Genomic DNA, 11,446 nt, shown 5'->3' on the forward strand with positions numbered 1-11,446 from the left:
GCCGTAAATGGGCACAAAGGCCGCGAACTTTTTATTGACGGCATCCCACTCCGTACCGGTTACAAAATTCCATCCAAAGGCATCAAAAGCCGTCCTGCCGCCCCATGCCATGGAGGCGGCGGCGGCGAAGAGAAGTGCCAATACAAAATAGCCGGCAAAGCCCGCAATCCCATGAAATAGGCGATCAGCGTTATGGTCGCTTAGCAGACGTTTGCGAATGACCTTTTTCGACGCACGGCCAGAGGTCGTATTGCTGATGTCAGGAGTAACCAAAGGAAGTTGTTTGGGAGTTGACATAGGGGCTACTGATAGAGGGTGTGCATACTAGCGGCGGCTGGCATTGCTGCCAGCCGGCACACTAATTAGGAGCCGAAGTTAAAATTCTTCGCCCAGTACGCTTCGATCTGTTTCACCAGAGCGGATGGCAATGGCACATAGTCCAACTCATCGGCTTGCGGACCGCCACGCTCCAATGCCCATTTGAAGAAGGTGAACGCGGCCTTTTGCTGTTCGGGATTCTTCGCTTGCTTATAAAGGAGAACAAATGTTGTTGCCGAGATAGGGAACGACTTGTCACCTGGGGCGTCCGTGATCACGAAGTCGAAATCTTGAACCTTGCTCCAGTCTGCATAGGCGGCAGCGGATTGAAACGAATCAGCATCAGGAGACACGAATTTGCCCGCCTTGTTTTGCACTTGGGCAAAGTTCATCTTGTTTTGCTTCACGTACGCATACTCGACGTATCCGATCGAATTCTTCAGTTGAGAGACGTAAGCAGCAACGCCTTCATTTCCTTTACCACCAACACCCAACGGCCACGCAACTGAAGTGCCTTCACCAACCTTATCCTTCCATTCAGTGCTGACCTTGGAAAGATAGTTGACCCAATTAAAGGTAGTGCCCGAACCGTCCGAGCGATGAACGACAGTGATTTTTGCATCTGGCAGTTTGATATTTGTATTGATCTTCACCAGGGCAGGGTCATTCCACTTAGTGATTTTTCCCAAGTAGATGTCCGCCAGAATCGGGCCGGTAAATTTCAGCGAGCCCGGGACGACGCCATCCAAATTGACGACGGGAACAACGCCGCCGATGACTAGCGGAAATTGTCCGAGACCAACTTCGCTCAGCTCTTTCGGAGATAGTGGTTTATCGCTGGCGCCGAAAGTGACAGTCGATGCCTTAATTTGAGCGATGCCGCCACCAGACCCAATCGATTGATAGTTGATGCGGTCTCCCGTCATCTTGTTGTAGTCAGTGGACCATTTCGCGAGAATTGGATAGACGAATGTAGAACCGGCACCGGTAATTTCAGCTGCGGTAGCAATAGTACCCATGGAGACCGTCAATGCCGCGACCAGCAAGCCTTGGCGGAACAGCGAAGTAATTTTCATAATTTCCTTCCATCCTTTAGTTAAGTCACCATTAATCTAGAAATATAATATATCTAGAATTATCGAAATGATAGGTGGCATTTATGACAAAGACATGACATATGGCACCTATTGTCAGCTTCTATGGGATCCGGGATAGAATACTTGCAGAACTATGGAAATAACTCGTTTTAATCACACCCGATCGACAGACAGAGATGACTGATATAGGCTCCAAAAACGCAGTAAAGCTATTGAGCGCTCTTGCTCAAGAATCCCGTCTGGATATATATCGCCATTTAGTCGAACTGGGTCCGGAGGGTTGTTCAACCGGAGAGCTGCGCGATCGGCTCGGCATTCCTGGTGCTACCTTGTCTTTCCATTTGAAAGAGCTGGTGTACGCAGGCTTGCTGACCTCGGTCTCGAAAGGCCGGTTCGTGTTCTATCAACCAGATTTCTCGGTCATGAATGGTTTATTGCACTTTCTGACGGAAAACTGTTGTAATGGCGAACCCTGCCAAATTTGCGTTCACGAAGGCGCCGATACTGCGGCAACATCCGCATAAGCTAGACTATTGGTTTGTTGGTCAGCCCTTCAGAAAATCAGCAACTTCCATCGCTGTACTACGTGCCGTACGCGTTACACCAATAATCGTCGCTGAAGCCAATCCAGTCCATTCTCCATAGCCAACCAGCCAAAGCCTTGGTTCCTTCGTAGAGTGTGTTCCGTCAACATCTACACGCCCATTCGCGTTGATCACGTTTAGTCCTGTGAGATGATCTAATGCAGGCCGAAAGCCTGTACACCAGATAATCGCATCGACGTCAGATTCCGAATTGTCGGGCCAAGCCACTCCCGACTTCGTCAATCGTTCAAACATTCGTGTGGCCCGCAAAACACCTCGATCGCGCGCAGCCTTGACCGATGGGACCATTACAATATCCCCGAGGCTACCGGTAACAGGCGGAGGTTGTCCTGCTTGAATTGCCTTCAAACGTGCTGTTGCCTGTTCAAAAAGTGCCTGCCCATCTATATCGTCTGGCAAGAAGCGAGGTTCCGTCATCGTCGCCCAAATTGCCTGAGAAACCTCGCTGATCTCTGCAAAGATTTGCGCGCCGGAGTTGCCGCCACCTACTACGATTACGCGCTTGCCTGCAAACTCCGCCGGCGACGTGTAATGAGCCGAATGGATCTGTAGACCGGCGAAATTATGTGCTCCAGATAATTCAGGGATAAATGGATTACGCCAGTTGCCGGTTGCACTTACAACTACCTTTGCACGCCATTGCCTATCCTTCGCCGCAACCATAATCCGATCATCAACTGCTTGCATCGACTCAACCCAAACGGGTCTCGTCACCGGCAAGGAATATCTTTGTTCGTATTTAGCGAGGTAACCGATGACGTCATCACGTGATGGAGGAGCATTCTCGGACGCGGGCATTTGCCATCCCGGTAAGGAACTCCATGTAGCAGAAGAAAATAGTCGCAGAGAATCCCATCCGTGCAGCCATGCGCCACCAGGACTTTGTTCCGCATCGAGCAGTACGACCGACAAGGACGTGCGCCGCAAGAAGTAAGCTGTGGCCAATGCCGCCTGCCCACCTCCGACAATGACAACGTCAACATTCGCAGCTATGTTTCCATCAGATTGCATTAGTTCTTTCTGACAAAGATGGGTATAGGTGTTTGCGAACTGGCGGCCGTGGCCGTTCTCGTCAGATCGAACGAATGTTGACGCGTTTGGCGAGTTCTTCAGCAGATTCCCGACGCTCGCTATAGCGGTCAACCAGGAACGGAGAAACGTCGCGCGTCAGCAGAGTAAATTTGAACAACTCCTCCATTACATCCACCACACGCTCATAGTAAGACGAGGGCTTCATCCGCCCATTTTCTTCAAATTCGAGAAATGCCTTGGCAACAGAGGATTGGTTAGGGATGGTGATCATCCGCATCCATCGGCCGAGAACCCGCATTTGATTGACAGCGTTGAAGGACTGCGACCCACCTGAGACTTCCATGACGGCCAGTGTTTTACCTTGAGTAGGGCGAACGGCGCCTTGCGTCAAAGGAATCCAATCAATTTGTGCCTTCATGATGCCGGTCATGGCCCCGTGACGCTCTGGCGAGCACCACACCATCCCTTCGGACCACATAGCCAATTCACGCAGTTCCTGTACTTTTGGATGTGTTTCTGGCTCACTGTCCGGCAGTGGCAAGCCACGCGGATCGAAGATTTTGACTTCACCGCCCATTGCTTCGAGGAGGCGTGCGGCCTCCATTGTCAGCAAACGGCTATAGGAGCGTTCACGGACAGAACCATACAGTAACAAGAACCGAGGTGCGTGCGCCGACGTGGCAACGTTGGCGAAATCTGCCGCTGCTGGGGCCTTGAACAGATTTGCAGCGACGTTGGGAAGATCATTTAGCTGACGTGACACGTTGGCCCTCCGCGTTGATGACAACCTCCCCGTCTTCCTTCGTAAATGGCCCCTTTTGAGGATTCGGCAAGATATCCAGTACTGCTTCGGAGGGGCGGCACAGCAGCGTGCCTTTGGAAGTCACGACAAACGGGCGATTGATCAAGATCGGATGCGCTAGCATGGCATCGAGCAGTTGCTCGTCTGTCAGCGCAGGATTGTCCAGGCCAAGCTCTGCGTACGGCGTCCCTTTTTGGCGAATCGCTTCGCGCACAGTCAGACCTGCATCCTTGATGAGTTGGATCAAGGTGTCACGCGACGGTGGATTTTGAAGATACTCGATCACGATGGGCTCTTCGCCGCTGTTGCGGATCAAAGCAAGCGTATTACGGGACGTGCCGCAGGCAGGGTTGTGATAGATCGTGGTGGTCATAATGATTTCCTAGTTGGTAGACGAAACTGTGTCGTGGCGTGGATGCGCCGTAGCATAAAAAAACAGCACAGCACCAAGGCTGGCAATACCAATCAGCGCCACGATGGCGCCCGGATAGCCGCCGCCGATGGCGTAGAGAAGAGAGGCAACGAATGGACCCGCCGCAAAGGCGATGGTCACCGGTGTAGCCATGGCGCCGCTGATGGCACCATACGCTTCACGGCCATAGAGCTCTGCCGGCAATGCACCTCTGACGATCGTCATGACGCCATTACCCACACCATACATAGCAGCGAACAAACCGTAGATAAGCAGCCACTCAGCAGGCGCGAACAACAAAATGAGGGCCACAGGTAGCAGGAAAATCGCGATGAGTCCAATTTGCCTGGTCGTGGCATTCTTGCCGAACGTCGCTTCTAAAATCCGGCCCAGCACCTGCATTGGCCCTATCAATGCCCCGATGCCCGCCGCGTAGTACGCCGACATGCCGCGGTCATGAAGAATGGAGATCAGGTGCAGCGACATCGCCGAGAACACTAACGCGTTCAACGTGACTGCTGCAGTAATGAGATAAAAGCTTGGCTCGCGCAGTACTGCCGCAAGGCCGACGCTTGCAGCGGGATCTTTGGCCTTTGCTTTAATACTAGCCGCACGAGGCAGTAAAGCATGGATCGGCAGGCAAATAACAAGATTGGCTACCGCGTAAATCATCCATGTTTCGCGCCATCCGTACTGCTCCAGGAGCCATTGCGTCAACGGCCATGACACGGTGCTGGCGAAACCGCCGAAGAGCGTCAGCATGGTGATCGCACGTCTGAAACCGCCTTCAAAGATCTGGGTGATGACCGCAAACGCTGGCTGATAGAGCGTAGCGCTCATCGCCACCCCAATGCCGGCCCAGATCAAGTAGAGACCGGTCACGCTATGCACTGTGGAAAGCAAGGCCAACATTATGGTGGCCAATACCGTTCCGGCCCCCATCAACAAACGACCGCCCACGCGATCAATGATGCTTCCGGCCAGCGTCGACAGCAGTCCCGAAATCAGGAGCGCCAGCGAATAGGCGCCAACGATCACAGGCTTGGAAGCTTGCAGCTCTAACTGCATAGGCTGCATGAGTACACCATAAGCGTAGAACATCGAGCCCCATCCCACAATTTGGGTCAGACCGAGAGACGGAATCAGCCATGCAGGCTTACGGGCCGCGGTATCCATGCTTAAAAGCTCAATCTCAAAGCCAGCGCAGCCAGCGTCACCAGCAGGACAGGGATTGTGAGCATCGCCCCCACTCGGAAGTAATAGCCCCAGGAGATGTGGATGCTCTTTTTATCGAGTACGTGCAGCCAGAGCAAAGTGGCCAGACTACCGATCGGCGTGATCTTCGGTCCCAGATCGCTGCCAATGACATTGGCGTAGATCATGGCTTCCTTGACGACACCTTGTGCTGTCGCAGCGTCAATCGATAATGCACCGACCAGCACCGTCGGCATATTATTCATGATCGAGGACAAGAACGCCGTCAGGAAGCCTGTACCAATCGCTGCGCCCCAGACGCCATGTTGAGCGAAGCCATTCAATAGACCGGTGAGATAGTTCGTCAACCCGGCGTTGCGCAGCCCATAGACCACCAGATACATACCCAGCGAGAAAAAGACGATTTGCCACGGTGCACCTTTGATCACTTCCCGTGTGGAGATGACATGGCCCTTTGCAGCAATTACCAACAAAATCAAGGCACCTACCGCAGCGACGGCGCTGATCGGCACGCCCAGGCTTTCAAGCCAAAAGAAGCCGATGAGCAACAGCCCCAGAACCCACCAGCCGGCGATGAAGGTTGCTCGATCATGGATAGCATCCGTTGGTTTCTTGAGCTGCTTGAGGTCGTAGTCGACAGGAATGTCGCGTCGAAAATACAAAAACAACACCAGCAGAGTCATGATGACTGCAACGATGTCGACCGGGATCATGACAGCCGCGTACTGCGAGAAGCCGATTTTGAAGAAGTCGGCCGAGACGATATTGACCAGATTCGACACGACTAGCGGCAGGCTTGCCGTATCGGCAATGAAGCCGGCGGCCATCACGAATGCCAGCGTGGCCTGCGGCGAAAAGCGCAGCGCCAGCAACATCGCGATCACAATAGGAGTGAGGATCAGCGCGGCGCCGTCGTTGGCGAACAAGGCAGAGACCGCAGCACCAAGCAAAACCAGAAGGACAAATAGCTTGCGTCCGTTACCGCCGCCCCAGCGCGCAACATGCAGCGCAGCCCACTCGAAGAATCCTGCTTTATCCAGCAACAAGCTGATGATAATGATGGCAATGAACGTCCCAGTCGCATTCCACACGATATGCCATACCACAGGGATATCGGACAATTGAATGACGCCGAATGCCAAAGCAACCAAGGCGCCCACGCACGCACTCCAACCAATACCGAGCCCGCGCGGCTGCCAGATAACAAAAACGAGAGTCAGCAAGAAAATGATGAATGCGGTGAGCACGTTGTTTTTATCCTTGAATGTATTGACTGTCCGGCGACGCCGAGCGAATTGAAGCGTGAGGGAGGCGAGCCGGAAACCGACTCGCACTCCTTCCGTATAGACGACTAGACTTGGCTGGCGCCAATGGCATCCATCTCGCGCTTGATCGCTGTCTTCTCAAGCGTGTGGAATGGCAAGCTGTTAAAAATATTCACACGCGTAGTGATTTGACGAGCGACCTTGGAAAACACGGCGCGTTTTTCCTCATCGGTTCCTGTTGCGGCTGCTGGATCTTCAAAACCCCAGTGAGCGGAAATCGGTTGCCCGGGCCAGATCGGGCATACCTCGCCGGCAGCGTTGTCGCAGACGGTAATGATGAAATCCATCTTCGGAGCGCCTGGAGCGGCAAACTCATCCCAGCTTTTGCTGCGCAGTTTTTCCACGGGATAGCCGGTGCTCTTAATTTGTTCGACAGCCAACGGGTTCACTGTTCCACCTGGTTGACTACCGGCGCTGTAAGCATTGAACCGACCTTTACCCATGGTATTGAGCAGGGCTTCCGCCATGATGCTACGTGCGGAGTTGCCAGTGCACAGGAAGAGAACGTTGTAGGTTTTGTCGACTTGATTGGCGCTCATAGAAGATCCTATTGGTAGGTGAAGTTACGGGATTGACGGACGACAGCTTAAGTCGCCGATCCTTCCGTTTCGTGACATTCGCTGGCAGGAGAACAAATGTTGCCTCCACAGCAATTTTCTGTAAGAAAGCCCAACACCTGATTCATCATGTCGAAATTCGCGGCGTAGATGACAAACCGTCCATCCTGGCGCGAAACGACTAATGAAGCGTGCGTAAGCTCTTTCAGATGGAAAGAGAGTGACGACGGAGCGATGCCGAGATGCTCGCCAATCTTGCTGGCAGCAATTCCTTCATTGCCGACCTGAATGAGAAAGCGGAAGATTGCCAGGCGGGACTCTTGTGCTAGTGCGGCCAGCGCAGAAATGACGCGTTTGGTTTCCATCATCAGGATCCATCGAATTATTCAATCATTCCATTGTTATCGAAATATTGAATATTTGCAAGGACTTGATAATGATGTTTTTGAATCTGAGCGCGTGGTCGACGTTATTAACGATTTAATGAAACCTTCTATACTGACGCACGATATTTTGCCGCTCCTGAGAGATATAGCAACGAGGGAGAGAGCTGACGATCATTCCATATGGTGAGATGTTGCATCGAATACTGCCCCAGTGGGTTACCCATTAGCCGTCCACTGTCAAGAATACAAATTAGATCCTCGCGATGTTCAGCGATCGGTTACAGTCCATCGCTATGGTGGTTGTCGCAGCAATGGATCGCGCCCTGCGCTTCGTCGTGTGGTTGCGTGAATCGCACCAGTCACCCATGTGGATCAAGCGAAAATACGTATAGCTATCCCGCCCTGGCAGCGTAGCTGCCCCAGAAGCATCTCGGTTCCGTCCTGCGTCCAATTGAAGGGCAGTTCTCTGGCTGCCGCTTAGCGACTCCAAGCTCACAATCCGGACGAATCATTTCCTGCTACAGCAACAGCGATGGCAAACGGCGCAGCGTCCAATCAGTTTGGATGGCTCTTTATCCAACCCACTTGCTGGCTCGCCGGTCGTTGCCAAACATTATGTGAAGCATCGCTCCACAGAAAACTTCTCGCCAGTCTTCAGCATGTGGAAGCAAGCACGTGCGAGCTTGTGGGCCACCGCTTTGATGGCCACTATGCCGTTTCGTTTGGCTTTCTTTCGTTGATAAAATTTACGGGCGGCTTCGCAGTAACGTATCGCAAAATTCGCTGGCTCGACATATGCCCATGCGAGAAAGTGGTTGCCGTTCTTGGTATTGCCTTCGCCCTTATTCTTTCCGTTGGAGACATGGACGCTGCCGACGCAGCGACAATACGATGCGTAATTCCCCGCGACGACAAATCGACCGATATCGCCAGTTTCCAGCAAAATGAAAGTTGCCAAGATCGGTCCGACGCCTGCTACAGAGCACAGCAGCGGCAATCCTTATCGCGCCGGCAGTGCTTTGACAACGTCGCTTCGATTCCATCTATTTGCACCTAGAGCGCTTGCATCACCGCGAGGCTTGCTTTCATGCCTAGCGTCTCTGTCGGTCCAATCGGCATCGCATCGATATCATCTGAGGTCAGCTCTTTGACGCTGTTGCCAGAAATTGCGGGACCCATGTACTGGCCATGCTCGTCTCGATCGAAACGATCTGAGACGTCCTTTGCCCGCCTAACTGCATGCGCCGGCGCGCAAGGTCGCGAAATGCGCGATCAGCTTTGGGCATGATGTGACGTTCCGGCAGCAAACCAAGCCGAATAACGTGTGCGAGATGACGTGCATCGGATTCGTCACCCCGGTGCTTGAGGCCGTCGTATTGTTTAATCGCCGTCGTGTTGGCCAAGTGTATTGAATGGCCTGCGGCCATCAGCCCGTCAACCAGCCAGTACCAGTTGTAAGTAGATTCGACGACTACGCCAAACAGTTCCTGCTGATAGGGGCTCAGCGCGGCACATATCGTTGCGAGCTCATTCGGTAGTCGCTTGGAATACACGACCTTGTCAGCGTCATCGGAAACGACCACAAGGCAGTTGTTGGAATGAAGATCAATGCCACAAAATAACATGACGTCCTCCTCGATAAAGTTCGGATTCGTACCGTGACTTTATTCCTCGGCCTGGCCGAAGAGAGGACGGCTAGATGGTTATCAGATTTCAATGCAATTCAACCGACTTACAGCACAAGGAATTCGCATGCATATCATTAAAGTCAAGAGTATCTAGGTTACATACATTGCGATACCATGCGCCCTTTGCAGATTAGTCAATTCTCCGAGTGACGAACGTAATCCTTCCTTACAAATCTCATTTTTATCCAGGCGAGATATGCGGATCCTAGTTTGCCAGATTAAGACTACACAATACCCCGGGGATTTGGGAGTCGTTATTGCGCAGTCTTTCGATTGAAGCTGCAATCTCCTATCGGGTCTTCGATTTGAGTCCTTGCAGCCCAAGCACGAGCACACTATTGCAATATTTGGGACTCAGCCAGTCTGAAGCCGAAAAGCAACTCTCAACCCGCCCCTTCTTGGACAGGTTTGGTGATCATCGGGCTCCCGCCGCTGCCCATGTTAGTGCGCCGCGCTATTGCCCACAATGCATAGCAGATGACACCGACCAGCATGGCGAGCCATTTTGGCATACCGTTCACCAAATTCCGAACGTCTTCGTTTGCCCGATTCACGCAACCGTGCTTCTCGATGGGTGCCATTCATGCGGGATGAAATTCGGTGTCCGGACAAGTCGACTCATCGCTCCATTGCATAAATTCTGTGAATGCGGAGCCGACCTAAGGCTAGTTGGAAAGGAGATGCGTCGCCGCTCCGACAAGCTCTACCAACTCGCCGTCTTCTCCCAATTTGCCATTTCTGATGGCGACCAAACTGGAGATATGAGTCAAATGGCTACGTATCTTCTATCGAAAACCAATGACGTGCGGGGACTTCATGCGCTCCTTCAAAGCACATGGGGTTCAAAACCTGGGATTCGCATCGCATGGAATTTCAGAACAAGCCTACATCAGCTTCGTGCTTGGGAAGTTTCTGCTGCGCTGGTCGCACTTAACATTTCCTATGATGAAGCAACAGAAGGTATAGCTAAGATAGAAAGTAAAAATTCCTTCGGCGAGTCTCCCCATCGCCTCTACGAAAAGCTGTCGTCAGTTGATCATGCAAAGAAAATTCTTGAAGAATATATTGAAAAATATCCCCACAAGCATCCGTGCCAATGTCGAAGAGCATATGAATTTATTCGAATTCACGATTACGAATGGATTGAAAATCTCCCTGGGAAAAAGCATAAGCGGAAACTAACTTCGATCAAAGAGGATAGAGAATCTATTCTTGGCTACTTGAAGAAGAGTGGTGGTTATTCCATTTCAGGTTTTCCTGCCTATATACGGGCACGGATCCGTGACGAAAAATGGTTAGACTCTGTCTACACGAGGAAGGCAAGAAAGCCATCTATGAGGGTCGACCTTGAGCAACGCGTCGCAATCATCGAAAAGGCAATGATCGAAATGATGCAAAGCCCCCCCCAATGAGATACGACTCACATATCGGTCTTTCACCTCAAACACTGGCCTGGCAGAAGGAGTCGTAAGAGACACGATATGTAAAAGCAGCAGGCTCCAGAAGCTTAAAGTCGAGTGTCAAAGGATCGTGATGGAGCGCCATATCATTCGCACCATAGAGAAAATTACCTATGCCAACAGGAAGGTAACGAAATGGACCGTGGCACATGATATGAACTTTAATATCACTAACGACAGACTAGAACTCATTCAGGAAGTGATCGACAACCTGCCAACGCTTGTAGATCGATATAGGAAAGCGCGCTATGAGTACCTATGTGAGCTTCCTAAAAGGACTGGAACCGGCGGCATATGAGAGATAATGGTGATGAGCCTCACTTCGATCGGTTTCGTAAGATACAATCTTCTATGAAATTCAAACTTTCAGCGTCGACACACTTAAGTCCTGCGACACGTTGGATTCGCCAGAGATCGAGAGATATCCCATCGCTCTGAAGAGCACTCATGGCCCGCATGATGCGAATCTTAGTATGCACTTTTATTGATTCGTGCAATCGATCTTCCAGCAACTTGTACATAGGAAGCTTTGCGATATTGGTAGATATC

General features: G+C 51.8%; 10 protein-coding genes and 3 pseudogenes. 3 read left to right on the forward strand and 10 right to left on the reverse strand.

Annotated features, from left to right (window positions below; translation table 11 throughout):
• Nucleotides 1–297: pseudogene (locus AKL28_RS22300) on the reverse strand (hypothetical protein); the annotation flags it as partial.
• 65 nt (nt 298–362) lie between these two features.
• Entirely contained in the window at nt 363–1,394 is a 1,032-nt protein-coding gene (gene pstS / locus AKL28_RS22305) for a phosphate ABC transporter substrate-binding protein PstS (protein WP_050470502.1), read from the reverse strand.
• Between the two features lie 197 nt (nt 1,395–1,591).
• On the opposite strand from pstS, the gene AKL28_RS24095 reads away from it, so the two are divergent.
• On the forward strand, nt 1,592–1,939 hold the full coding sequence (locus AKL28_RS24095) for an ArsR/SmtB family transcription factor (RefSeq protein WP_082221627.1): 348 nt from the start codon (nt 1,592–1,594) through the stop codon (nt 1,937–1,939).
• 21 nt (nt 1,940–1,960) lie between these two features.
• Here AKL28_RS24095 and AKL28_RS24100 read toward each other — a convergent pair whose 3' ends face one another.
• The 8 genes and pseudogenes from AKL28_RS24100 to AKL28_RS25450 all read right to left on the reverse strand — a co-directional run bounded on the left by AKL28_RS24100 (nt 1,961) and on the right by AKL28_RS25450 (nt 9,374).
• Entirely contained in the window at nt 1,961–3,031 is a 1,071-nt protein-coding gene (locus AKL28_RS24100) for an ArsO family NAD(P)H-dependent flavin-containing monooxygenase (RefSeq protein ID WP_082221628.1), read from the reverse strand.
• Between the two features lie 61 nt (nt 3,032–3,092).
• Complete coding sequence (gene arsH / locus AKL28_RS22310; protein WP_050470503.1) at nt 3,093–3,815, reverse strand: arsenical resistance protein ArsH; 723 nt, start codon at nt 3,813–3,815, stop codon at nt 3,093–3,095.
• Nucleotides 3,796–4,227 (reverse strand): arsenate reductase (glutaredoxin), encoded by a 432-nt coding sequence (arsC, locus tag AKL28_RS22315; RefSeq protein ID WP_050470504.1) that lies wholly within the window; start codon nt 4,225–4,227, stop codon nt 3,796–3,798. Before arsC ends, arsH begins: the two co-directional genes overlap by 20 nt.
• A gap of 9 nt (nt 4,228–4,236) precedes the next feature.
• Nucleotides 4,237–5,442: an MFS transporter gene (locus AKL28_RS22320; protein WP_050470505.1), complete on the reverse strand. Its 1,206-nt coding sequence runs from the start codon at nt 5,440–5,442 to the stop codon at nt 4,237–4,239.
• Between the two features lie 2 nt (nt 5,443–5,444).
• Nucleotides 5,445–6,728 (reverse strand): arsenic transporter, encoded by a 1,284-nt coding sequence (locus AKL28_RS22325; protein ID WP_050470509.1) that lies wholly within the window; start codon nt 6,726–6,728, stop codon nt 5,445–5,447.
• 104 nt (nt 6,729–6,832) lie between these two features.
• Complete coding sequence (locus tag AKL28_RS22330; RefSeq protein ID WP_050470506.1) at nt 6,833–7,345, reverse strand: arsenate reductase ArsC; 513 nt, start codon at nt 7,343–7,345, stop codon at nt 6,833–6,835.
• A 47-nt stretch (nt 7,346–7,392) separates the two neighbouring features.
• Nucleotides 7,393–7,728: an ArsR/SmtB family transcription factor gene (locus AKL28_RS22335; protein ID WP_050470510.1), complete on the reverse strand. Its 336-nt coding sequence runs from the start codon at nt 7,726–7,728 to the stop codon at nt 7,393–7,395.
• Between the two features lie 634 nt (nt 7,729–8,362).
• Nucleotides 8,363–9,374 (reverse strand): annotated as a pseudogene (locus tag AKL28_RS25450) (IS110 family RNA-guided transposase).
• Between the two features lie 320 nt (nt 9,375–9,694).
• Here AKL28_RS25450 and AKL28_RS25405 point away from each other — a divergent pair.
• A pseudogene (locus AKL28_RS25405) lies at nt 9,695–9,991 on the forward strand (TniQ family protein); the annotation flags it as partial.
• Nucleotides 9,992–10,117: 126 nt separating this feature from the next.
• Nucleotides 10,118–10,849 (forward strand): hypothetical protein, encoded by a 732-nt coding sequence (locus tag AKL28_RS25160; RefSeq protein ID WP_050470507.1) that lies wholly within the window; start codon nt 10,118–10,120, stop codon nt 10,847–10,849.
• The last annotated feature ends 597 nt before the right edge of the window (nt 10,850–11,446 follow it).

Origin of the sequence: Herbaspirillum chlorophenolicum (assembly GCF_001189955.1) — a bacterium.
In the GTDB taxonomy this organism is placed as follows: domain Bacteria; phylum Pseudomonadota; class Gammaproteobacteria; order Burkholderiales; family Burkholderiaceae_D; genus Herbaspirillum; species Herbaspirillum chlorophenolicum.

Coding starts and splice junctions, on each gene's coding strand:
- pstS (WP_050470502.1), bottom strand. CDS start 1,394: ATGAAAATTACTTCGCTGTTCCGCCAAGGCTTGCTGGTCGCGGCATTG.
- AKL28_RS22320 (WP_050470505.1), bottom strand. CDS start 5,442: ATGGATACCGCGGCCCGTAAGCCTGCATGGCTGATTCCGTCTCTCGGT.
- AKL28_RS22335 (WP_050470510.1), bottom strand. CDS start 7,728: ATGGAAACCAAACGCGTCATTTCTGCGCTGGCCGCACTAGCACAAGAG.
- AKL28_RS24100 (WP_082221628.1), bottom strand. CDS start 3,031: ATGCAATCTGATGGAAACATAGCTGCGAATGTTGACGTTGTCATTGTC.
- AKL28_RS25160 (WP_050470507.1), top strand. CDS start 10,118: ATGCGTCGCCGCTCCGACAAGCTCTACCAACTCGCCGTCTTCTCCCAA.
- AKL28_RS24095 (WP_082221627.1), top strand. CDS start 1,592: ATGACTGATATAGGCTCCAAAAACGCAGTAAAGCTATTGAGCGCTCTT.
- AKL28_RS22330 (WP_050470506.1), bottom strand. CDS start 7,345: ATGAGCGCCAATCAAGTCGACAAAACCTACAACGTTCTCTTCCTGTGC.
- arsC (WP_050470504.1), bottom strand. CDS start 4,227: ATGACCACCACGATCTATCACAACCCTGCCTGCGGCACGTCCCGTAAT.